A 23,451-nucleotide genomic window follows, 5' to 3' on the forward strand; every position below is an offset into this window, starting at 1 on the left:
GGTATGTGGTTATTCATGTTTTCACATTGGCCGGAGCCCCTCGCCGTGGAGAGGCGGACATGATGCAGGGCAAGCAGCGAATGCGGCGGACACGACGCGAGCAGGGCACGCGGACCGCGCAGGGGGAGGTCCGGACGTCCCGCCATGCCCCCTTGTGCGACGTGACGGGGGCGGGCCCGGCGCCCGCTCCGCCTGCCGACTCACCGTCAGGCGCCCTGTCAGAGCCCTCCCGAGCCGCCACCGCCTTCGACGCCCTCTACGACGAGCACGCCGCCCCCCTGACCCAGCAGGCGTATCTGCTCACCGGACAGCCCAGGAGCGCGCAGCAGGCCGTTGAGCGCGCGTTCCAACTGGCCTGGCGGCAGTGGCCGGAGGTGGCGACGGCGCCGAACCCCGCGGCCTGGGTGCGGGCGGCCGCGTACGAGGAGGCGCTGTCGCCGTGGCGCCCGCTGCTCCGCCGGCGCCGGGCCGCCCAGAAGCCGACTCCCAAGGCTCCCGCGCCGGCGCCCGCCGCGCCCGCGGACCGCGCGTTCCTGGAGACGCTGCTGGCGCTGCCCGTCCCGTACCGCCGGACGCTGCTGCTGCACGACGGGCTCGGGCTCGGCATCGACGAGACGGCGGCCGAACTGGAGGCGAGCCCGACCGCGGCGGCCCGACGGCTGGCCCATGCGCGGGAGACGGTCGCGCTGCGCCTGCCCGAACTGGGGCTCGACCGGCAGACGCCGGCCCGGAAGGGCGAGATCCTGCACGCCAGGATTTCCGCACTGGCCGCCGCGCACCCGGTGGCGCCGCCGCCTCCACGGACCGTACGGACCGACAGCGAGCGCAGCACCCGGTGGACCACCCGCGCGGCATTCGGGCTGACCGGCCTGGTCGCGGCGACCACCGCGCTCTCGCTGCTCACCGCGCCCAGGAGCCACACCCCGCCGCCGGAGCGGCGCGCCGCGACCGCCCCGGCTTCGCCGCGCGCCCCCGCCTCCCCCGGCACCCAGGTCGACTACCGCGATCCGGCTTCACCACAGGGCACCAGGGCCCCGACGGGGCGTCACCCGGGCACGCCCGCCCCGGAGTCCCCGTCCGGACCGCAACCGACCCTGCCCCCGGATGCCAGCCTCACCCCGGCCCTCCCGTGAGCCACCAGTACGCAGCAGCCAGTCGGCAGCAACCAGTCAGCGGCAGCCGGTGCCCGTATCCAGTCCGCCCCGTATCACGCCCGCGGGCCCGTACCCCTCGGGGTACGGGCCCGCGGCCGGTTCACCGGACGGATCCGGTGGAGCCGGACGGCGTGCTCAGCCGTTGAGGATCTCGCGCGCGAGGACGGCGGTCTCCGACGGGGTCTTGCCGACCTTGACGCCGGCGGCCTCCAGGGCCTCCTTCTTCGCCTGGGCGGTGCCGGAGGAGCCGGAGACGATGGCGCCGGCGTGGCCCATGGTCTTGCCCTCGGGGGCGGTGAAGCCCGCGACGTAGCCGACGACCGGCTTGCTGACGTTGGCCTTGATGAAGTCCGCCGCGCGCTCCTCGGCGTCACCGCCGATCTCGCCGATCATCACGATCAGGTCGGTGTCGGGGTCGTCCTGGAACGCCTTCAGCGCGTCGATGTGCGTGGTGCCGATGACCGGGTCGCCACCGATGCCGACGGCGGAGGAGAAGCCGATGTCACGCAGCTCGTACATCATCTGGTACGTGAGCGTGCCGGACTTGGAGACCAGGCCGATGCGGCCGGGCTTGGTGATGTCGCCCGGGATGATGCCGGCGTTGGACTGACCGGGGGTGATCAGGCCGGGGCAGTTCGGACCGATGATCCGGGTCTTGTTGCCCTTGGCCTTCGCGTACGCCCAGAAGGCGGCGGAGTCGTGCACCGCGATGCCCTCGGTGATGACGACCGCGAGGGGGATCTCCGCGTCGATGGCCTCGACGACGGCGGCCTTGGCGAAGGCCGGCGGCACGAAGAGGACGGAAACGTTGGCGCCGGTCTCCCGCATCGCCTCGGCGACCGAGCCGAGGACGGGGACCTGGGTGCCGTCGAAGTCGACGGACGTGCCGGCCTTGCGCGGGTTCACACCGCCGACGATGTTGGTGCCGTCACCGAGCATGAGGCGGGTGTGCTTCATGCCGGTGGCGCCGGTCATGCCCTGGACGATGACCTTGGAGTCCTTGTCGAGGAAGATAGCCATGGTGTGTCTGTGACCTCGTCCCTTTACTTCGCAGCCGCGAGCTCGGCGGCCTTGTCGGCCGCACCGTCCATGGTGTCCACGCGCTGCACCAGCGGGTGGTTGGCGTCGCTCAGGATCTGGCGACCCAGCTCCGCGTTGTTGCCGTCCAGGCGCACGACCAGCGGCTTGGTGACGTCCTCGCCCTTCTCCTTGAGCAGGGCCAGGGCCTGCACGATGCCCTTGGCGACCTCGTCGCAGGCGGTGATGCCGCCGAAGACGTTGACGAAGACCGACTTGACGTCGGAGTCGCCGAGGATGATCTCCAGCCCGTTGGCCATCACCTCGGCGGAGGCGCCGCCGCCGATGTCGAGGAAGTTGGCGGGCTTGACGCCCGCGTGCTTCTCACCGGCGTAGGCGACGACGTCGAGGGTGGACATGACCAGGCCCGCGCCGTTGCCGATGATGCCGACCTGGCCGTCGAGCTTGACGTAGTTGAGGCCCTTGGCCTTGGCCGCGGCCTCCAGCGGGTTGGCCGCTGCCTTGTCCTCAAGGGCCTCGTGCTCCGGCTGGCGGAACTCGGCGTTGGCGTCCAGGGACACCTTGCCGTCGAGGGCGAGGACGTCACCGCTGGCGACCTTGGCGAGCGGGTTGACCTCGACGAGGAGCGCGTCCTCCTTGATGAAGGTCTCCCACAGGGTGACCAGGATGTCGGCGATCTTGCCGGCGACCTCGGTCGGGAACTTCGCGGCCTCGACGATCTCCTGGGCCTTTTCGCGGGTCACCCCCTCGTTGGGGTCGATCGGGGTCTTGGCGACGGCCTCCGGGCGGGTGGCCGCCACCTCCTCGATCTCCACGCCGCCCTCGACGGAGGCGATGGAGAGGAAGGTGCGGTTGGTGCGGTCGAGGAGGAAGGAGACGTAGTACTCCTCCGCGATCTCCGGGGCCATCTCGGCGAGCATCACCTTGTGGACCGTGTGGCCCTTGATGTCCATGCCGAGGATCTGGCCGGCCTTCTCGACCGCGTCGGCCGGGCTGTCGGCCAGCTTCACACCACCGGCCTTGCCGCGGCCACCGGTCTTGACCTGCGCCTTGACGACGGACTTGCCGCCGAGACGCTCGGTCACCTCGCGCGCCGCCTCAGGCGTGTCGATGACTTCACCGGCCAGCACCGGTACACCGTGCTTGGCGAAGAGGTCCCTCGCCTGGTACTCGAACAGGTCCACGCGCGTCCGTCCCTTGTCTCTCAGAATCGCCGTAGTGATCGCGGTTCGTTCTCTGCGATGGGCGTGCCGCGAAGGGCAACGTGACGGCGCGGTCACAGGGGAGGCGTAGCACGGAGTCCGGATACGCGGCATGTCCGTCCGGCAGGTTATCGCCGCAGCACCGAGGTCCCTAAATCACAGATCACACTCCGGCGGTGATTACGGTCACAGATTTTTTCCGCCATCTTCCGGGGCGGTCCGCCGGGGAATCCGGATCGGCACGCCGTTCACTTCCGCGCCGGACGGTCGTCGATCAGTGCTTGGCCGGAAGTCGACGGCGGCTTTTATCGGCCCGTCGTCGCAGGGGTGCCCCGGCGTGCGGCGCGCCCCTCGGCACCTCTCGCCCCCTCCGCGCAGGGTGCCCTGAAAGACCCTTGTTCCCTCAACTTCCTTGAGCGAAGACTGCGTTGAGCGCTTACGCATCAGGAGTCCCAAGCTTCGGGCTTGGTCCCGTGCAGATCGGTCGGCAGATCGTTCCGCGCCGGGTGCAGACGGGGGAACTTGATGGACAGTGGGGGGATACGCGACCGCGGGCAGGGGGCGGTCGTGGGTTTTCCGCACCCCGCCGCCTCTCCCCCTTCTTCCCGCCGCCCCTCCCGGCCTTCTCGATTTCTTGGTGTCCTCACACTCGATGCCTGAAGGGGATTGGAGGGGGAATGCCGACGCATACGACCTATCCCGGTGTCTATGTCGAAGAGCTTCCCAGCAGCATCCGCAGCGTCACCACCGTTACGACATCCGTGACCGCGTTCGTCGGCCACACCCGGCACGGCCCGCTCAACCAGCCGGTACGGATCACCAGCTTCGCCGACTTCGAGCGCCGCTTCGGCGGCCTGACCTCGCAGAGCCCGGTCGGCTACGCCGTCCACCAGTTCTTCGGCAACGGCGCACCGTCGCGGTGATCGTCCGGGTCGCCAAGGCCGGCAGCGGCGAGGACGGCGATCCGCCGGGCCCGCCCGCGGACCCTTGCGCTTGCCGGACTTGGAGTCCTCATGCGCCTTCCACGCCACATCCAGGTCCCCCAGGGTCTGCTGCATCACACCGACCGGCGCATCCGACAGGAACACCCGCTCTGGGGTCCTCTTCGCGACAGTGATCAGCATCTTGCCCAGCTCGGCGTGCTTCGGGACGACTGATACGGCCCCTCAGCAAGACGCGCCTTCGGATTTCCCAGCAGCTTGTTCGACACTTCGCGCGGCTTCTGAACCGCCAAGGCATCGTTCCGGACCACGCGCCGGCACCCGAACACCCTGGCAGCGCAGATGCGCTGGCCAGGCGTCAAAGTGACGCGGTACTGATATCGAAGCTGCACGATCACCACGCTAACCCGCCCCACTGACAACGCCCCCCAAACGGATCGTCCGTTCTTCAGACCAGGTCAGAGCGCGGGATTGGATCAATCAGCGCCTGTCGAGTTAAGGGTCCGCCCTTGGACCCATCCCCCTGGCGTCGGCCGCCTGCCCCTCACCAGCCGCTCTCCTCCCCCCGACACGCCAAGGCCGGGCGGCCCTCCCCCACAGAGGACCGCCCGGCTGTTCATGGGGTTTCCGGTGTCGTCCGGTCTGGGCCGACGTGCACCGGGATTCCGGCTCCGGCGTTATCCGATGTCATCTGCCGCCGCAGACGACGAGCCGGTGGTGGTGGCGCCGGTGCCTCAGACGGCCTGGACCGGAAGGGCCGGGACGTTGGCGGCGTTGGTCAGGTCGGCCAGGTCGGCGGGCACGGCCGGAACGGCGACGGCGTCGGTCACGTCGGCCGGAACGGCGGGCGCGGCCGGAACGGACGGGGCAGCCGGGACGGCCACAGTGTCGGTCAGGTCCGCCGGAACGGACGGGGCCGCGGGCACGGACGGGGCGGACGGGACGGCGACGGCGTCGGTCAGGTCGGTCGGCGCCTGGGCCGGTGCCAGGCCCTTCGCGCCGTCGACGGCGGTGGTCACGATGCCCTGCGTGTCGGTCACGACGACCGTGGCCAGGCCCTGCGCGAACGGCTTGGCGTCGGTGGACACACCCTCCGCGAGCACCGAGGCGTCGGAGGGCACGCCCTGCACGAACGGGGTGGCCTTGGCGGAGACGCCGGTCACGAACACCTGCGCGTGGCCGCCGACCGCGGTGGCGAACGGCTTGGTCTGGCCCGCGGCGTCAGCGCCGAGCTGGCCGGCACCGCCGACGGCGGTCTGGGCGACCGGCACGACCTTGATGACGATACGGCGGGCGAGCGGCGGCAGCACGTCCTCGGCGACCTCGTCGACGGTCGGGCGGGCGGTGGCCAGCGCGCCCTGGGCGGCCTCGGTCACCTGCTCCGGACGGATACCCGCACCGGCGAGCGCCGCGAACAGGTTGTCGGCGGAGCCGGGCGCCTCGGGCAGCGCGGGGGCCTTCGGCAGCTCCGGGGTCTCGGGCAGGTTCGGCGCCTCGGGCAGGTCGGCGGACGGGACACCCGGGGTGGCGGGCAGCGACGGGGCGGCGGGCAGCTTGCCGTTGGCGAGCTTGCCGGCCTTCTTACCGGCCTTCTTCAGCGCCTTCTTACCGGCCTTCTGCCCCTTGCGGAGCTCCTTCGCGGTCTTCTTGGCCTGCTTCGAGTCAGCGGCCTTCTGCAGGTCACCCCGGCTCGGCGCGCCGCCCAGCGCACCGGTCGTGTCACCCAGCTCGGGCAGTTCGGGGAGCTCGCCGGCGGGCAGCTCAGAAGCCTCGGGGGCCGCCACGTCGCCGAGGGAGCCGGTCGCCTTGTCGGCGGTCTCGCTGACGGTCTTCTTGACGGTGTCGGCCGCGTCACCCGTGGGCAGCTGCTTCGCGCCGTCGGTCACCGAGCCGGTGGCCGGCAGGTCCGGGGTGACGGGCAGCTCGGCGGCGTTGGCGGTGACGGAGCCCAGGGCCCACAGGCCGGTGGCGGCCGCGGCAACGACGATGGAACGGCGGATGTTCGAGCGCATAGTGGTGAATGTCCTTCGAATTCGGTGGGGTTTGACGGGCAGACCTGTCCCGCCCCCGCGCGGCAGGTCGGTTACAGACGCGGAGCGGTCTGCCCTAGCCCGGGAATTCGAGGATTTCTTCGGCACGCCGACGCGTCGGAGCGCCATCGGCCGTGCGGACGCCACCGGGCAGCAGCCGGAAGCGCGTGGGGTCCGCCAGGGAGGCGGCGAACTGGTCCCCGCCACGGGGGCCGTGGCCGTCACCCGCGGAGTGCGAGGCGGGTGCCACGGGGCCCTGCGGGGACTGGTCGGGAAGGCCGTCGTGTCCCTGGTCCCGCTGCTCGTGCGCGACGGGACGGAACGGCTCGGCGGCCGACGTGCCCAGGCCGTCGGTGAGGCGGGACGACGGTGCCGGGGAGGTGCATTCGACGTTCGCGGCGGGCTGCGCACCGGCCTGCGGCGCACCGTTCGGCGCGTCGCCGTGCTCGGGCGTACCGCCGTTGCCGTTGCCGGGCTGCTCGGCGTGCTCGCCGGAGGGGAGGCCCCCGGGCAGCGTGGCACCGGCCACCTCCCGGATGCCCTCCACGGCGCCGGTCACCGGCTCGGTGACCGGCCGCAGGTGGTCGGCGGCGGGCCACAGCACGCCGGAAAGCGTGGTGGACGCGGACTGTTCGCGCTCGACGATCTCCGCTCGGGCCGCCTCGCGCTGCTGCGCGAACTCGGCTCCGGAGTCGGACAGTCGGTCCGCCGACGGGTCCGTCGCCCCGTCCTGGGTGGCGGCGCGGTCCGGAAGGTTCGTCTCGTCCGGGGCGGCTGCCTCGGCCGAGGCCGTCTCCGGGGTCGTGTCCGAGGCCGACGCCCCGGTCAGGGCCGTCGAGCCCGTGCGGTCCTCGGCGTGGGCCCCGGTCCCGAAGGCGAAGCCGAGGGCGGCAAATCCCACCAGGAAGAGCCCCGCCAGCAGCACCCGCCGCACGGCCACCGTGCGCGGCAGGCGCAGGGTGGCAGGCATGGCGAACACAGCAGACAAGGAGGGGACCTTCCCATACGGACGGGGACACACGGGCACAGGGCCCCAGTGTCACGCGCGTCGCGGGCGATCGGGCGATGCTCTGATCCTTGCACGACACGCCAGGTGCCGCGCAAGTTCTCCCGGCACTCCTGTCACTGTTGCTCCGCCATGTCCGGTATGGGCAACGGCCGTTTCTCGATCGCGGCCGCCATCACCTTCGGGAAGAGATCGGGAGTGCACGCGAACGCCGGTGCGCCCAGGGCCGCGAGCGCCGCGGCATGGTCGCGGTCGTAGGTCGGCGCCCCCTCGTCGGACAGCGCGAGCAACGTCACGAACTGCACCCCGGACGCCTTCATCGCGGCGACCCGCTTGAGCATCTCGTCCCGGATGCCGCCCTCGTACAGATCGCTGATGAGGACGACGACGGTCTCGGCGGGGCGGGTGATCTCGGACTGGCAGTAGGCGAGGGCGCGGTTGATGTCCGTGCCGCCGCCGAGCTGGGTGCCGAAGAGCACATCGACCGGGTCGTCGATCTGGTCCGTCAGATCGACCACCGAGGTGTCGAAGACGACCAGCCGGGTGTCGATGGCCCGCATCGACGCCAGTACCGCACCGAACACCGAGGCATAGACCACCGAGGCGGCCATCGAACCGGACTGGTCGATGCAGAGCACCACATCCTTCTTCACCGACTGCGCGGCCCGGCCGTAGCCGATCAGCCGCTCGGGGACGACCGTGCGGTACTCCGGGAGGTAGTTCTTGAGGTTGGCCCGGATCGTGCGGTCCCAGTCGATATCGCGGTGCCGCGGCCGGCTGATGCGCGCGGAGCGGTCCAACGCACCGGTGAGGGTGGCACGGGTGCGGGTCGCCAGCTTCTTCTCCAGCTGCTCGACGACCTTGCGGACGACGGCCCGCGCGGTCTCCTTGGTCGTCTCCGGCATGACCTTGTTGAGCGAGAGCAGCGTGCCCACCAGATGCACATCCGCCTCGACGGCCTCCAGCATCTCCGGCTCGACCAGCAGCGAGGACAGCCCGAGCCGGTCGATGGCGTCGCGCTGCATCACCTGCACCACGGAGGACGGGAAGTAGGTGCGGATGTCGCCGAGCCAGCGCGCCACCGCGGGCGCCGACGCCCCCAGCCCCGCCGACCGCTTCCCGCCGTCGGCCCCCTTGCCGGCCTTGCCCTGCCCCTGGCCGTAGAGCGAGGTGAGCGCCCCGTCCATCGCGGCGTCCTGGCCGCGCAGCTCATGTCCCGTGCCGTCCGCACCGCCGCCACCGAGCACCAGCCGCCAGCGCCGCAGCCGCTCGGCCTGCGAGGGATCGGCCGCCTCGGCCCTCCAGTTGCTCATCGTGCTGCCCCCGAGAGGTTGTTGTGCCGGATGGCACCGGCGGCGTTGCGGGTGGTGGACCGGTCACTGCGGGTGTCACGGATGGTTTGGGTGGTGGGCGTGGTTTGGGTCGTGGGCATGCTCTTGGTGACGGGTGTGCTCTGGGTGGTGTCGCTCCGGGAGTCTCTCGTCGCGTCGCTGCGGGTGTCCCTCGTCGCGTTGCTCCGGGTGTTGCGCGTGTTCCGGGTGGTGTCGCTCCGGGGCTCGCTTTCGAGGACGTTCGGGGCTGCGGTTCCCTCCTTGGTCCCGTCCTCGGATCCGTCCTCAGTCCTGTCCTCGGATCCGTCCTCCTGTCCGGTGCCGATACCCAACAGGAGGCGCAGGGTGGGGAGTACGGCTGCGGCGCGGTCGCGGTCCAGGCCGGGGCCGAAGCCGGGCGCCGCCGCCTCCTCGCCGTCACCGGCCGGGCGGCGGGATGCCGTGGCCGGCCCGCGCCGAACCAGCTCGCCGAGTGTGCGCCGCACGCCCGGTTCGTACTCCGAGAAGGTTCGGCGCAGCAGCGGCAGTACGTCCGTGAACGCGGTGGCCGGCACCGTCGTGAGCCACCCGTCCACCAGCGCCAGCAGCCGATCGTCATGGACCAGCAGCATCCCGCCGCCCTCCCCGCCGCCGACGAACCCCTCGATCCAGCCGGCCGCGTCCCCTGGCGGGGTGCCCGGCGAGAGGGCGAGCCCCATGAGCCGCTCCGCTCCGCCCTCGCCCAACTGTCCGTCGTCCAGCAGCAGTCGGGCTGCCCGGCCCCGGATCAGCCCCGCTACGGTGTCCCGTCCGCTGACGGCTCGCAGCACCCCGGCCCAGCGCGTCCGCAGAGCCGCCGTCTCCGTGTCCGTGCCTTTACCGTTCCCGCGTCCGTCCCCGGTCCCGTCCTCGGTCGTGAGCTGGCCCAGGAGACCGACGGCCTGGTGGGTGGCGTCGAGATGGCCGCGCATCTCCGTGGCGCCCTCGTCGTCCAGGCCGACGCAGGCCGGCGGCAGTCCGACGAAGACCCGCTCGGCCAGGCCCGTCGCCACCTCGCGGAGCGCCGCGCCGTCCGTGCCCCGTACATCGCCGTACCGCACGGACCGCACCAGGGCGGGCAGCGCCTGGGCGAGATGGCCCACATCCGCGTCCACCGCCGCGCGGTCGGACAGCGCCCGCATCACCACCGGGAGGGCATCGGGCAGTTCGGCGAGCAGACAGCGCTCGGCGAGCGCCGTCACCTCGGCCAGCGCGCCCGCGCCCGTGGCGTCGGACGCGGCCTTGGCGGTGGCGGCGGAGAGCACGGTCGTGCCCCAGATACCGGCCTCCGCGACCCGCACCGACAGCTCGGGCTCCCAGCACAGCCGCCAGGTCTCCCGAAAGGTGCCGGTGCTGCCGCGGGAGCGGGCCGGCTCACCCCAGGGGATGCCGAGCAGACGCAGCCGGTGCAGCAGGCGGCTGCGCGCGGCGTCCGGCTCCTTGCGGAGATCGAGTTCCACCTCCCGCTCCGCCGCTTCCGGCTTGAGCCGCAGCGCCCGCTGGCCGCGGGCGATATCGCGCCGCAGCGGCACCGCGGGAGCGTCCTCCGGCACCTCACCCAGCACCTCCCCGACCACCAGCCGGTCATGGATCAGCGAGGACGGCGCGTCGGAGCCGTCCCCCATGACGGCGCGGACCGCGTCATCGACCTCCGCCAGCCCGGCCAGTGGGCGGCCGCGCATCGTGGCCAGCCCCTCGGCGAGTCGCACCGCTTCGATGACATGCGCCGACGAGACGGCGTAGTCCTCCTCCCGGAGCAGCCCGGCCACCTTGGTCATCCAGCGCTCGATGGGTCGGTCGGGGGCGCTGAAGAGATGGCCGTACCAACCCGGCGAGGAGATACCCGCGCCGTAGCCGCTGCGGCGGGCGAGCCGCCGGTGCGTCCACGGCACCCAGGTCACCGTGGCCTTCACCTTCGGCAGGCCCTTGAGCAGCCGACGGTCGGCGGTCACGGTGCTGCGGCGGGCCAGCGCGGGCACATGCCATGCTCCGCACACCACGGCGATACGGTCCCCGAACTCCCGCCGCGCGGCCCGGATCCGGAGCCGCATATGGGCCTCGCGCACCGGGTCACGGTCATGACCGCCCTCGCCGTACACCGCACGCAGCTCCCCCATCGCCTCGGCCAGCGCGGCGAACGGCGCCAGCGCGTCCGCGCCGGGCCTCCTCGCGCCACGGTGCTCGACCACGTCCTCCCACCAGCGCTCGGCATCGTCGTAACCGGCGGCCTCGGCCAGCACCCCGATGGGATCGATCCGCACATCGGCCCGGTCGTCGCTGTCGTCACCGGTATCGCTGCCGTCATCACCGCCACTGCGGGCGCTGTTGTCACCGCCGCCGCTGTCGTCGCTGCGGGTGCCGCTGTTGCCGCCCGCACCGCCATCGCTGCCGTTGCCGGACGTGACGTCATCGCCGCCTTCGCTCGACATGCCACCCGGCTCGCCCGGACGCTCCGTCCCGCTCGCCTGGCCCGGCCGGCCCGCCGCGCCCGGATCGTCGGCGTCCTCCACCACCCCGGCCGGTATCGCTCCTCTCCCCGTGCCTTGGCGATCCGCCTCCGCCTCCTCAACCGCTGCCATCGCCAGGGAATGCGCCGCGGGCAGATCGATGAAGCGGACCGGGACGTCATGCTCCTGAGCCCACCGGAGCGCCACCCACTCCGGGGAGAACTCGGCCAGCGGCCAGAACGCCGCGCGCCCCGGATCGTCGAGCACATGGGCGAGCAGCGCCACCGGCGGCCGCATGCTCTCCCGCCCGGCCAGCGGCACCAGTTCGTCGGCCTCCGGCGGGCCCTCGATCAGCACCGCACCGGGCGCGCACTGCTCCAGCGCGGCCCGCACCGCCCGCGCCGACCCGGGGCCGTGATGCCGCACCCCGAGCAGCAACGGCCCGCCGCCACCCGCCGACGGCTTCGCCCGCGCCGCCTCCGCGAGGACGCCCGTGTCTCCCCCGCTCATGCCGCCCCTCCCCCAGCCTTCGGCCGGGGGGACCCCCACGCTGCGCTCGGCCTCGTATTCGCGAGGCACGCACCTTCTGATGATTCGCTCGCTACGCTCACTCATGCCGACACCTCGCGGCAGGCGCGGTAGAAGTCCTTCCAGCCGTCGCGCTCGCGCACGACCGTCTCCAGGTACTCCTGCCAGACGACACGGTCCGCGGCCGGGTCACGGACGACCGCGCCCAGGATGCCCGCCGCCACGTCCCCGGAGCGCAGCACGCCGTCCCCGAAGTGGGTGGCCAGTGCCAGCCCGTTCGTCACCACCGAGATGGCCTCGGCCGTGGAGAGCGTGCCGGACGGCGACTTGAGCTTGGTCCGGCCGTCGGCCGTCATGCCGTTCCGCAGCTCACGGAAGACCGTGACGACCCGGCGGATCTCGTCCATCCCCTCGGGTGCGGCCGGCAGATCCAGCGACCTGCCGATCTGCTCGACCCGGCGCGAGACGATGTCCACTTCTTCGTCCGGTGTCGCGGGCAGCGGCAGGACGACGGTGTTGAAGCGGCGGCGCAGCGCGCTGGAGAGCTCATTGACCCCACGGTCACGGTCGTTGGCCGTGGCGATCAGGTTGAAACCGCGGACGGCCTGCACCTCCTGCCCCAACTCCGGGATGGGCAGGGTCTTTTCCGACAGGACGGTGATGAGGGTGTCCTGGACATCGGCCGGAATGCGGGTCAGCTCCTCGATCCGTGCGGTCATGCCCCGCGCCATCGCGCGCATCACCGGGCTGGGCACCAGGGCCTCCCGGCTGGGGCCGTTCGCCAGCAGCTGGGCGTAGTTCCAGCCGTAGCGGATCGCCTCTTCGGGCGTGCCGGCCGTGCCCTGCACCAGCAGCGTGGAGTCGCCGCTGACCGCCGCCGCGAGATGCTCGGACACCCATGTCTTGGCGGTGCCCGGTACTCCGAGCAGCAGCAGCGCGCGGTCCGTCGCAAGGGTCGTCACGGCGACCTCGACGACCCGTCGCGGGCCGACGTATTTGGGTGTGATGACGGTGCCGTCCGCGAGTGTGCCCCCGAGCAGATAGGTCGCCACCGCCCAGGGCGAGAGGTGCCAGCGCTCCGGGCGCGGCCGGTCGTCCGCGGCGGCGAGGGCCTTCAGTTCGTGCGCGAAGGTGTCCTCCGCATGCGGCCGCAGCGCCTCGCCGGCCCCGCCCTCCCGCGTCTTGTCATCCGTCGTCCTGATGCTGTTCTCCGACATGACTCCCCCTCGTCGCAAGGTGTGCGGCGGCCGGCCTCGCGATCCCGCCTGCCGCTTGCGGGACCAAGCCTGCACCACACCACTGACAATCGCCCTAAAACCGCATCTGACCTGTGCTTTCTTCGCGACTGTCGGCCGTTGTCAGTGGCAGGTCGTAGCGTCGTTGACATGAATCCGCAGGGGGAACGCTGGACGACGGATCAGGTGCTCGCACTGGCACCTGACGAGGCATCACGCAAGGCGGGCGGCAAGCTCGCGGCGCCCGGCCCATGGTCGGAGACGGGCGCGGATGACGGCGCGGTGTGGGGGCTGTGCGAGGGCAGCGGAAAGAGGCCGTATCAAGCGGTGGTCGACATCAAGGGGACCGTCTTCACGTGCAGTTGCCCCAGCCGAAAGTTCCCGTGCAAGCACGCGCTGGGGCTGCTCTTGCTCTGGGCCGACGGCGATGGCGCGGTGGCGGTCGGGGAGCCTCCGCACTGGGCGGGCGAGTGGCTGGCCGGCCGCCGCGAGCGCGCGGAGCGGTCCGGGCGTACGCCTTCGGGAGGCGCCGTGTCGTCGCGCACGCCGGCCAACCCGGAGGCCGCCAAGCGGCGGACGGAGCGGCGAATGCAGCGCATCGCCGCCGGCGCCACGGAGCTGGAGCAGCGCCTTGAGGATCTGCTGCACTCGGGGCTGGCCGCGGCCGACGGGGGAGGTGGGGGCACCTCCCGCTTGAGCGGAGCCGAGAGCGGGGGAGGCTCCTGGGACGAGACCGCCGCGCGAATGGTCGACGCGCAAGCCCCCGGACTCGCCTCCCGGGTACGCGAGTTGGGATCGGTCATGGCCTCCGGTCCGGAGTGGCCCGCCCGGCTGCTGGAGGAATGCGCGCTGCTCCATCTCCTCGATCAGGGCTTCCTCGGCATCGAGCGGCTCCCGGCCCCGCTCGCGGCGACGGTCCGCTCCCGCGTCGGACTGACCACGGAGGCCGCGGAACTGCTGACCGGCCCCGATGCGGCGACGGTCCGGGACCGCTGGCTGGTGCTCGCCCAGCAGGACAGCGACGACGGCAGGTTGACCACCCGCAGGATCTTCCTGCGGGGAGAGCGGACCGGCCGGATGGCGCTGCATCTCTCCTTCGGCGCCGGCAACCGCGCGCTGGACCCGACCCTGCCGCCCGGCCTGCTCCTCGACGCGGACCTCGCCTACTACCCGGGCGCCCGCCCGCTGCGCGCAGCCCTGGGCGAGCGGCACGCGCCCGCGACCCCGGGACCGGTCCCCCCGGGCATCGGTATCGACGCCGCCCTGGCCGCCTACGGGGACGCACTGCGCGACGACCCCTGGCTGGATTCCTGGCCGGTGGTGCTCACCGATGTCACACCGATACCGGGCCACGACGGCGAGGGGTGGCAACTGGCCGACGCCGACGGGGAGTCCGCGCTCCCCCTGGACCCGCGTTCCCCGGGCCGTACGGGCCTGTGGCAGCTGGCCGCCATATCGGGTGGCGCCCCCGTCACGGTCTTCGGCGAATGCGGCCACCGCGGCTTCCTTCCCCTGACCGTCTGGGACCCCACCCCGGTCTCCCTGTGACCGCCTGGAGGAACGACATGACCAGCCCCACGACAACCGCGATCACCACCACGAGCACGGCAGCGACTGTCACGACGACAACACCCACCACAACAACACCTGACACGACAACACCCACCTCGACGACGTCCGCAACGGCGACGTCCACAACGGCCGTGCCCACAGCGACAACTCGCACGGCCTCGGCCACCGCGAGCTGGTCCGACCTGGTCAGCGCCGCGTTGCTCGGAACCAAGCGGCGCACGCCGCCGGTGACGGCACGGGCCGGGCAGGGCGTCGCGGCCGCCCTGCTGGACGCGGCCGCGGTGAGCACGGTCCGCCGTCGCGCCGCGCTGCGCCCTGCACCGGCCCGCGAGCGGACGGCCCCGGCCCCCGCCGACCCGCGGCCACCGCTGCCGCCCGCCGCGCGGCGCCGGCTGTCGCTGCTGCTCGCCGACCGCGGCGGCACGGCCGGGGGAAGCCGCCGCGGCACGGCCCCCGACCTCACCGAACTCCTGCCCCAGTGGCTCGCCGCGGCCGGCGAGCGCGGCTATCGCGCTCCCGAGGCGCTGCTGCCCGCGCTGCTCGACGCCGCCCGCGCCCGGACGGACCTGCGGCCCGCCGCGCTCGCCCTGGCGGGCCCCCGCGCACTGTGGCTGGCCCGGCTCAACGGCGACTGGAAGTTCGCGCTCCGCGGTATCGGAAGCCCGACGGCGGTGCCCGATTCCGACGACCCCGGGAGCGTCCGGCGCCGGTGGGAGGAGGGCCTGTTCGCGGAGCGGGTCCAGCTGCTGACGACGCTGCGCCGCCGCGACCCGCAGGCCGGTCTCCGACTGGTCCGCGGCACCTGGACCACCGAGCGCGCCGAGGACCGTCTGATGTTCCTCGACTCGCTCCGCGAGGGCCTCTCGGCGGCCGACGAGCCGTTCCTGGAGCGGGCGCTGTCCGACCGCAGCCGCAACGTCCGCGCCACGGCCGCCGAGCTGCTCTCCGCGCTCCCCGGCTCCGCGCTCGCGGGCCGGATGGCCGAGCGCGCCCGTAGCTGCGTCGGTCCGGACCACATCCCCGGGGCGGAGGGTCCGACGATCAACGTCGAGGCACCGCACGAGTGCGATGCGGGGATGCAGCGGGACGGTGTGACGACCACACCACCGACCGGGCGGGGCGAACGATCATGGTGGCTCGGCCAGTTGGTGGAGGCGGCGCCGCTGGACGGCTGGATCGAACGGTTCGGGGGCCGTGCCCCGGCGGCCATCGTCGCCCTGCCGGTGGCCGACGACTGGCGCACGGAGCTGCACGACGCCTGGTGCCGCGCCGCCGTGCGCCAGCGGGACGCCGACTGGGCCCGCGCCCTGCTGGGCGTGCCCGCCGCACCGGCGCGGTCCGCCGAGGTCGCACCGGTCGGCTCGACGAGGGACCTGGCGAAGCTGCTGACCGTCCTCCCGGAGGACGAACGGGCCGGGTGGGTGGCGGAGTTCATCGCCGCACACGGCCTGTCGGACGCCTTCCGGATGCTCGGCGTCTGCGCCGTCCCCTGGGCCGAGCCGCTGGGCCGGTCGGTCGTCGACGCCCTGGACATCGCACGGGACGCGGGCAGCTACCCCTGGAGCTTCAGCGGGGTGATGGGCCTGGCCGAACGCTGTCTGGACCCGGCCGCGGCGGACCGTCTCGACATGCTCACCGCGGTCACGGACGAGCCGGAGGGCGCCTCACCGGGCTCCGGCGGCTACTGGTCCGAGGCATTCCAGCGTCTGGTCGGCACCCTCCGCCTGCGCGCCACCATGTACGCGGAGCTCAGCCGACCCGAAGATCCCGCAAGCGGAACCGGCCCCGACGCCGATCGCACCGCCGGCCCGGACCCCGCCACCGAGACCGCTCCCGACGCCCCTCGCTCATCCGCCTCCGACCGGACCGCTCCATGACCACCGCCCACATCGCCGCGATCAACGTCATGACCGCCGCGCACATCCTCGCGATCAACGCCATGACCGCTCTCGCGAACACCGCCACGATCAGTGTCATCACCACCATCGTGATCAGCCTCATGATCATCGCGGCTATCGTCACGATTGCCCGGCGCAGCACCCGGGCGACGGCCGCCCGCACGCCACAGCGCCCACACCCCCGTGCGGGCCCCTCGTCCTCCGTGCTCGCCGCCGGCTCAGACCGTCAGTTGCCGCACATTCGCGTTGACCCACTCCACGATCGAGGCGGTCGTCGCGCCCGGCGTGAAGATCTCGGCGACGCCCTGCGCCTTGAGCGGCGCGATGTCCGCCTCGGGGATGATGCCGCCCCCGAAGACCTTGATGTCCGCGGCGTCGCGCTCCTCCAGCAGGGCGATCACCTTCGCGAAGAGGGTGTTGTGGGCGCCGGAGAGGATGGACAACCCGATGGCGTCCGCGTCCTCCTGGATGGCGGTGTCGACGATCTGCTCCGGCGTCTGGTGCAGCCCGGTGTAGATCACCTCCATACCGGCGTCCCGCAGCGCCCTTGCGATGACCTTGGCGCCCCGGTCATGCCCGTCGAGACCGGGCTTGGCGACCACGACCCGGATCGGCCCCGACCTGCCCGCCGCGGCCTGGCTCTCCGCTTGCGCTCCGTCATGCCGAGCCACACCCATCACTGCCTCCAAGCCATGCACGGCACCCACAGGGCGGTACCGCCGAGCCGACAATCGATCGCGCGACCGCGCCCCGGCGGCCACGAGCGTGAACGAACGTTATCTCCAGCATCCCGTACCCCGCCGTTTCGTGACATGCGGGGAGGGGGAAATCACACATGGGACACGTTCGCTACGCGCCGCGCTCCGCGTGTCAGGCCGCCATGGACGGGCGGCGGATGCGCACGGGCGGGCGCCAGGGGAGCCGCAGCCGGGCCACCGCGCCGCACCGGCGCGCGTCGGGGCGAGTACGGAGCATGCGCGCCGTCGCCGATGAGGCACCTCCCTCTCGCCGGGAGCCGAGAGCGGGGGAGGCTTCCCATGAGGGCACACGGGGGTCAGAGCCGCCTCCCACGTGCCGTTCGGGAGGTCGGCCATGCAGGCCATACCCTTTCTCGCCACGCCCGTTATCTCCACCTCCTTGTTCCCCGCGCCGCTGCTCGTCGCGCCGCTGGCGTTGGCGCCGCTGGTCTTCGCGCGGATCCGCTCGGTGCCGCGTCAGTGCGCACGCACGCTCTCCACCCGCGTCTCCGCCCTCTTCCTCCGCAGCACCGCCGTGGACCTGGCGATCCTCGCCGGCCATCTGCTCCTCTACCCGACCGGCATCTCCCAGGAGCAGCCCGCCCACCGGCCTACACCACAGTCCACTCCCACACCACAGCGCACTCCCGGCGCGGGACCGCCCCCGGGCTCCGAGCCGGACACCCCGGGCAACGCCCCCTCCCCCACCTCCGACTCCCCTCCGCTCCTCCCGACGGCGGGCCGCGCCCGGCCGCCCGTCCTCCTGCTCCACGGCTTCATCGACAACCGTTCCGTCTTCGTGCTGCTGCGCCGCTCGCTGCTCCGCTACGGCTGGCCCCATGTCGAGGCGCTCAACTACTCCCCGCTGACCTGCGATCTCCGCAAGGCCGCCGAGCTCCTGGGCCGGCATGTGGAAGAGGTGTGCGCACGGACCGGCCACCCCCGGGTGGACATCGTGGGCCACAGCCTCGGCGGGCTCATCGCCCGCTACTACGTACAGCGCTTCGGTGGCGACGCCCGCGTCCGCACCCTGATCACGCTCGGCACTCCGCACTCCGGCACCCGTGCCGTGCCCCTGATGTCGGCACACCCCATCGTCCGCCAGATGCGCCCCGATTCCGATGTGATCGCCGAACTGTCACTTCCGGCGCCGCATTGCCGGACGCGGTTCCTCGCGTTCTGGAGCGACGAGGACCAGATCATGGTGCCGACCGAAACGGCCCGGATCGATCACCCGGATCTGGCCGCCCACAATGTGCATGTCGCCGGTGTCGGACATCTCGCACTTCCGGTCAGTGGCACCGTCGCGGCCGGCATACGCGACGCACTCTCCTCGGCGGACGCGACGGGAGAAGACGAGAGCGCTGTTTCGGTGGCGTGAACGGACCCGGCGGAACACCGAATCGGCCCGGCCCGCGCGATCTGATCTTGACGCAACGTCGAACAACGCTCGAACGACTCACCAAAAACTCGCATGCGAGCTGCCGAAAGGCGGCCAAATGCCCGTTCTCACCTAGCCGGAAACCCGATGAAGATTGTCGACGTCGCGTACCGCCGGGTACAGTCGCCGCTAATTCTCCTGCTGCCGAGGCGAAAGAGAAGTTGGTGAACGACCGTCACCCGTCGGGGGCTCAGCCTTCGACCGCCCCCGCTTCCGACGCCTCGTATGCGCACTACCCGCCCTACGGCTCCTACGGGCAGCAGCCCTCCTCGTCCGGCTACGCCGAATACGGCGACGGCGACCCCCTCTTCGGCTCGCTCCCCGGGTCGTACGAAACAGGCCAGTACGACACCGGTACCTACGGCATCGACGCATACGGCACGGGCGCCTACGGGACCGGTACGTATGACACCGGGACCTACAGCTCGGACGCGACGGGCGGCTATGCCACCGGCGCGTACGACACGGGCAGTTACCCCACCGGAGACGTCTACGCCACAGGCCAGTACGGAACCGGCGGCTACGACACCGGCGCGTATGACACCGGCTCCTACGCCACCACCGGCACACAGCAGTCCGAGCCGGCCTACGACCCGTACTCCCACACCGCGTACGAGACTCCCGGGTACCAAGAGGCCACGCACCAGGAGACCTCGTACGAAACCGGCAGCTACGAAGCGCTCGGGCTGCTCGCCCACGGCAGCGACGACGGCTACGCGGGCGGCGCGTACGACACCGGGAGCTATGCCACCGGCACGTACGAAACCGGCAGTTATCCGGCCAGTACACAGGAAACGATCAGCACGTACGAAGCCGCCGGGACATACGACACCTCTGGCGGATTCGACACCGCCGGGTATCAGGCCACCGCGGACCAGGAGACCACCGACTACGAAGCCACCGCCGTGTGGCCCGCCGCCGACCAGGGGCTGATGGCGAGCATCCCGGCGCAGGCCGGGTCGCCGCCGATCGACAGCGACCCCACCGCCGATGACGCACGCGCCGACGAGGCACCGGCCGATGGCGCGCCTACCGATGACGACGCCTCGGTGGCCGATGCGATGACCCAGGCGATGCCGGTCGCCACGGTCGGCAAGCGGGTCTCCGGACCGGCCGCCGGAAAGGCCGTCCGCGGCCGTGGCCGCCGCCGGCCGGCCAAGCGCTCGGCGCTGCTGACCGTCGCCGTTCCCTCGGTGGCCGCCATGGGTGTGTGTGCCGTGGCCGCCGCCTCCGTCTCCGGGTTCACGGGGGACGACAAGGACGAGTCGACCACCCAGGCCGCCCCGGACCCGTCGGCGGTCAAACCGGCGGTGGCCAACAGCAAGCTCGACACCCAACTCGTCGGTCTCAGCAGGGGCGCCGACGACTTCCGCGACCGGGCCAGCCGCACCCAGGAGCGGATCGATCTCAAGGAGCGGCAGGCGCTGGAGCGGAAGCGCAAGGTGAAGGAGGCGGCCCGCAAGGAGGCCATGCGCCCCAAGTTCATGCTGCCGGTCAAGGAGCACGGGCTGAGCGCGCTCTTCGGCCAGGCCGGTGTCAACTGGATGTCCGTGCACACCGGGATCGACTTCCCGGTCAGCTATGGCACGCCCGTCATGGCCGCCACCGACGGCACCGTACGCACTCAGTGGAACTCCGCCTACGGCAATATGGCGATCGTGACGGCACCCGACGGCACCGAGACGTGGTACTGCCACCTCAGCAGCACCAAGATCCGCTCGGGATCGGTCAAGGCCGGTGACACCATTGCCTATTCGGGCAACTCGGGTAATTCCACCGGCCCGCATCTGCACTTCGAGGTGCGCCCCGGCGGCGACTCGGCCATAGACCCGCTGTCGTGGTTGCGCAGCCACGGCCTCGACCCGAACTGACCCCCAAGGCCCCGGGCTTCCCCGGCTCCCGGAAGAGCCGTAAGGTCGCCAAGGCCCCAGGGCTGCCCAGGGGCCGACGGCACGGCGACTACAGCTTCTCCACCGGCGCGTACCGCAGCAGCAGCCGCTTCGGCTTCTCGCCGCCGAAGTCGATCGTCGCCTCGGCGTTGTCGCCACTGCCCTTGACGGACACGACCGTGCCGAGCCCGAAGCTGTCATGCGTGACGCGGTCGCCGATGGCCAGCGAGACCACCTGCCGGTCCTTGGCGCGGCGGGTCGCGAAGCCGCTCGGGCCCTTCGCCCGCGCCGACGACAGCGTGGACCCGATGCCCCCGCCCAAGCCTCCGCCGCCGCGTGACGACAGCCCGCCCATCGAGGCGGACGGCGTCGCCGGACCCGTGCGCCGCCAGTCCACATAGTCGTCCGGGATCTCCTCCAGGAACCGGGAGGGCGGGTTGTACGACGGCTGGCCCCAGGCGCTGCGCATCGTCGAGCGGGTGACATAGAGCCGCTCGCGGGCGCGGGTGATGCCGACATATGCCAGCCGGCGCTCCTCCTCCAGCTCCTTGGTCTGGCCGAGCGCGCGCATGTGCGGAAAGACGCCGTCCTCCATGCCGGTCAGGAACACAACGGGGAATTCCAGGCCCTTGGCGGTGTGGAGGGTCATGAGCGTGATGACGCCCGTGCCTTCTTCGTCCTCGTCCGGGATCTGGTCGGAGTCGGCGACCAGCGCGACCTGCTCCAGGAAGTCGGCGAGCGTGCCAGGATTCTCCTCGCCGCGCTCCTGCTCGAACTCCAGAGCCACGGCGGCGAGTTCCTGAAGGTTCTCGATGCGGGTCTCGTCCTGTGGGTCGGTGGACGACTGCAGCTCGGCGAGATAGCCGGTGCGCTCCAGGACGGCTTCGAGGACCGTGGCCGGGCCGGCGCCGGACTCCACGATCGTCCGCAGCTCTTCCATCAGGACGTTGAACCGCTTGACGGCGTTGGCCGACCGCGCCGCCATGCCGTATGCCTCGTCGACCCGGCGCAGCGCCTGCGGGAAGGTGATCTTCTCGCGCGCCGACAGGGCGTCGATCATCGCCTCGGCGCGGTCGCCGATGCCGCGCTTGGGGACGTTGAGAATCCGGCGCAGCGGGACGCTGTCCTCGGGGTTGGCGAGCACCCGCAGATACGCGAGGACGTCACGGACCTCCTTGCGCTCGTAGAAGCGCACTCCGCCGACGACCTTGTAGGGCAGCCCGACCCGGATGAAGATCTCTTCGAAGACACGGGACTGGGCGTTGGTGCGGTAGAAGACGGCGACATCGGCGGCCTCGGCGTCGCCCGCGTCCGTCAGGCGGTCGATCTCGTCGGCGACGAACTGTGCCTCGTCGTGCTCGGTGTCGGCGACATAGCCGGTGATCCTGGCTCCGGCGCCGGCGTCCGTCCAGAGGTTCTTGGGGCGGCGGTTCTCGTTGCGCTCGATGACGGCGTTGGCGGCGTTCAGGATCGTCTGCGAGGAGCGGTAGTTCTGCTCCAGCAGGATCGTGGTCGCGTCCGGGTAGTCCTCCTCGAACTGGAGGATGTTGCGGATCGTGGCGCCACGGAAGGCGTAGATCGACTGGTCGGCGTCTCCGACGACGCAGAGCTCGGCGGCGGGGCTCTCGGGGGTGTCCGGTCCGACCAGCTCGCGTACGAGGGTGTACTGGGCGTGGTTGGTGTCCTGGTACTCGTCGACGAGGACATGGCGGAAGCGGCGGCGGTAGTGGTCGGCGACATCCGGGAACGCCTGCAGCAGGTTGACCGTCGTCATGATGATGTCGTCGAAGTCCAGGGCGTTGGCCTCGCGCAGCCGCGCCTGGTACATCGCGTACGCCTCGGCCAGGGACTTCTCGAAGCCGTCGGCGGCCTGGTCGGCGAAGGTCTCCTCGTCGATGAGCTCGTTCTTGAGGTTGGAGATCTTCGCGCTGAAGGACTTGGGCGGGAAGCGCTTGGGGTCGAGATCGAGATCGCGGCACACCAGGGCCATCAGACGCTTGGAGTCCGCGGCGTCGTAGATCGAGAAGGAGGAGGTGAAGCCCAGCTTCTTGCTCTCCCTGCGCAGGATGCGGACGCAGGCGCTGTGGAAGGTGGAGACCCACATGGCGTTGGCACGCGGGCCGACCAGCTCCTCGACGCGCTCCTTCATCTCACCCGCGGCCTTGTTGGTGAACGTGATCGCGAGGATCTGGCCGGGGTGGACATGCCGCTCGGCCAGCAGATGCGCGATGCGGTGGGTGAGCACCCGGGTCTTGCCGGAGCCTGCGCCGGCCACGATCAGCAGCGGGCCGCCCGTGTGCACCACGGCTGCCTTCTGGGCGTCGTTGAGCCCCTCCAGCAGCGCCGCCGGGTCGACGGCCGGGCGGGCGGCGCCGTCGCGGTAGTACGCCTCCCGCGGCACGGGCGCGTCGAACTTCCCGTCGAAGAGATCCGCGGGGATCTCCTCCGGGGCCGGGCCGTGCTCGTCCTCGGGCGAGGGGGGTCCCCCCGCGCCGTCCAGGCGTGGGGGAGGGGGTTCCTCGTCCTTGGGGCCGAGGTCCGCCAGGAAGCTGTCGTCAAAGAGGCTGCTCATCGCCCACCGAGTCTAGGCGCCTCCACTGACAAGCGGCTGGGGAGTGGAGGAATAGCCCCTCTTCGGGGTCCGGGGAGGGTGCGCCCCGGTTCCGGGAGGGGCGGATGAGGGGGCACACCGCACGCAGCCAGGCGAGCACCCACCGCATCAACACCCGCCGCGCGAAACCCGACTCCCTTTCAGATCACGAAAAGGTTTCGGGCATATCGAACATCAGCCTTCACAGGAGCCACACGAGTTGGCTAGCGTGCACGACCAGGCCGCCTGCATCCCCGCGGACGACAGCGTCAGCACGGGCGACCTCCGCCGAGTCCGGCCCTGCCACCGGGCACCCGGAGCCGGGGACCCACCAGCACCACCGGGGTGAATCGATCGGTGCGCCCGCCACCCGCGGACGTACGACCGTAGGGCA

General features: G+C 71.8%; 15 protein-coding genes and 1 pseudogene. 6 read left to right on the forward strand and 10 right to left on the reverse strand.

The genetic code is table 11. From position 1 onward, the window contains the following. The first annotated feature begins 59 nt into the window (after nt 1-59). On the forward strand, nt 60-1,133 hold the full coding sequence (locus K9S39_RS18025) for a sigma factor-like helix-turn-helix DNA-binding protein (protein WP_248864391.1): 1,074 nt from the start codon (nt 60-62) through the stop codon (nt 1,131-1,133). Nucleotides 1,134-1,289: 156 nt separating this feature from the next. Here K9S39_RS18025 and sucD read toward each other — a convergent pair whose 3' ends face one another. Next, entirely contained in the window at nt 1,290-2,174 is an 885-nt protein-coding gene (gene sucD / locus K9S39_RS18030) for a succinate--CoA ligase subunit alpha (RefSeq protein ID WP_248864392.1), read from the reverse strand. A gap of 23 nt (nt 2,175-2,197) precedes the next feature. Further along, nucleotides 2,198-3,376: an ADP-forming succinate--CoA ligase subunit beta gene (gene sucC / locus K9S39_RS18035; RefSeq protein ID WP_248864393.1), complete on the reverse strand. Its 1,179-nt coding sequence runs from the start codon at nt 3,374-3,376 to the stop codon at nt 2,198-2,200. Nucleotides 3,377-4,071: 695 nt separating this feature from the next. Between sucC and K9S39_RS18040 the strand changes: the two are divergent. Further along, nucleotides 4,072-4,349: pseudogene (locus tag K9S39_RS18040) on the forward strand (phage tail protein); the annotation flags it as partial. Nucleotides 4,350-4,511: 162 nt separating this feature from the next. Here the strand turns inward: K9S39_RS18040 and K9S39_RS43005 are convergent. The 6 genes from K9S39_RS43005 to K9S39_RS18065 form a co-directional block, all read right to left on the reverse strand. After that, entirely contained in the window at nt 4,512-4,751 is a 240-nt protein-coding gene (locus tag K9S39_RS43005; RefSeq protein ID WP_406707964.1) for a helix-turn-helix domain-containing protein, read from the reverse strand. 318 nt (nt 4,752-5,069) lie between these two features. Beyond that, nucleotides 5,070-6,347 carry a hypothetical protein gene (locus K9S39_RS18045; RefSeq protein ID WP_248864394.1) on the reverse strand — a complete coding sequence of 426 codons (1,278 nt, stop codon included), beginning with the start codon at nt 6,345-6,347 and terminating at the stop codon, nt 5,070-5,072. 94 nt (nt 6,348-6,441) lie between these two features. After that, nucleotides 6,442-7,353 carry a hypothetical protein gene (locus K9S39_RS18050; RefSeq protein ID WP_248864395.1) on the reverse strand — a complete coding sequence of 304 codons (912 nt, stop codon included), beginning with the start codon at nt 7,351-7,353 and terminating at the stop codon, nt 6,442-6,444. A 134-nt stretch (nt 7,354-7,487) separates the two neighbouring features. Next, complete coding sequence (locus tag K9S39_RS18055; RefSeq protein ID WP_248864396.1) at nt 7,488-8,684, reverse strand: VWA domain-containing protein; 1,197 nt, start codon at nt 8,682-8,684, stop codon at nt 7,488-7,490. Further along, entirely contained in the window at nt 8,681-11,677 is a 2,997-nt protein-coding gene (locus K9S39_RS18060) for a DUF5682 family protein (protein ID WP_248864397.1), read from the reverse strand. The genes K9S39_RS18055 and K9S39_RS18060 overlap by 4 nt, the downstream gene beginning before the upstream one ends. A 101-nt stretch (nt 11,678-11,778) precedes the next feature. Beyond that, the gene (locus tag K9S39_RS18065; RefSeq protein ID WP_248864398.1) at nt 11,779-12,912 is read right to left on the reverse strand and encodes an ATP-binding protein; all 1,134 of its coding nucleotides are present in this window, start codon (nt 12,910-12,912) and stop codon (nt 11,779-11,781) included. A 168-nt stretch (nt 12,913-13,080) separates the two neighbouring features. Between K9S39_RS18065 and K9S39_RS18070 the strand changes: the two genes are divergently transcribed. Next, complete coding sequence (locus K9S39_RS18070) at nt 13,081-14,478, forward strand: SWIM zinc finger family protein (RefSeq protein WP_248864399.1); 1,398 nt, start codon at nt 13,081-13,083, stop codon at nt 14,476-14,478. A gap of 17 nt (nt 14,479-14,495) precedes the next feature. After that, nucleotides 14,496-16,379, forward strand: coding sequence for a DUF5691 domain-containing protein (locus K9S39_RS18075; RefSeq protein WP_406707965.1), 1,884 nt, complete (start codon nt 14,496-14,498; stop codon nt 16,377-16,379). 239 nt (nt 16,380-16,618) lie between these two features. On the opposite strand, the gene K9S39_RS18080 is transcribed toward K9S39_RS18075, so the two are convergent. Next, nucleotides 16,619-17,077 (reverse strand): cobalamin B12-binding domain-containing protein, encoded by a 459-nt coding sequence (locus K9S39_RS18080; protein ID WP_248864401.1) that lies wholly within the window; start codon nt 17,075-17,077, stop codon nt 16,619-16,621. 415 nt (nt 17,078-17,492) lie between these two features. Here K9S39_RS18080 and K9S39_RS18085 point away from each other — a divergent pair, with 415 nt between their 5' ends. Next, nucleotides 17,493-18,518 carry an alpha/beta fold hydrolase gene (locus K9S39_RS18085; RefSeq protein ID WP_248864402.1) on the forward strand — a complete coding sequence of 342 codons (1,026 nt, stop codon included), beginning with the start codon at nt 17,493-17,495 and terminating at the stop codon, nt 18,516-18,518. A 224-nt stretch (nt 18,519-18,742) separates the two neighbouring features. Further along, complete coding sequence (locus tag K9S39_RS18090) at nt 18,743-20,449, forward strand: M23 family metallopeptidase (RefSeq protein ID WP_248864403.1); 1,707 nt, start codon at nt 18,743-18,745, stop codon at nt 20,447-20,449. Between the two features lie 88 nt (nt 20,450-20,537). On the opposite strand, the gene pcrA is transcribed toward K9S39_RS18090, so the two are convergent. Then, nucleotides 20,538-23,039 (reverse strand): DNA helicase PcrA, encoded by a 2,502-nt coding sequence (gene pcrA, locus K9S39_RS18095; RefSeq protein WP_248864404.1) that lies wholly within the window; start codon nt 23,037-23,039, stop codon nt 20,538-20,540. Nucleotides 23,040-23,451 lie beyond the last annotated feature (412 nt).

The sequence above is a fragment of the Streptomyces halobius genome (assembly GCF_023277745.1).
Classification (GTDB): Bacteria; Actinomycetota; Actinomycetes; order Streptomycetales; family Streptomycetaceae; genus Streptomyces; species Streptomyces halobius.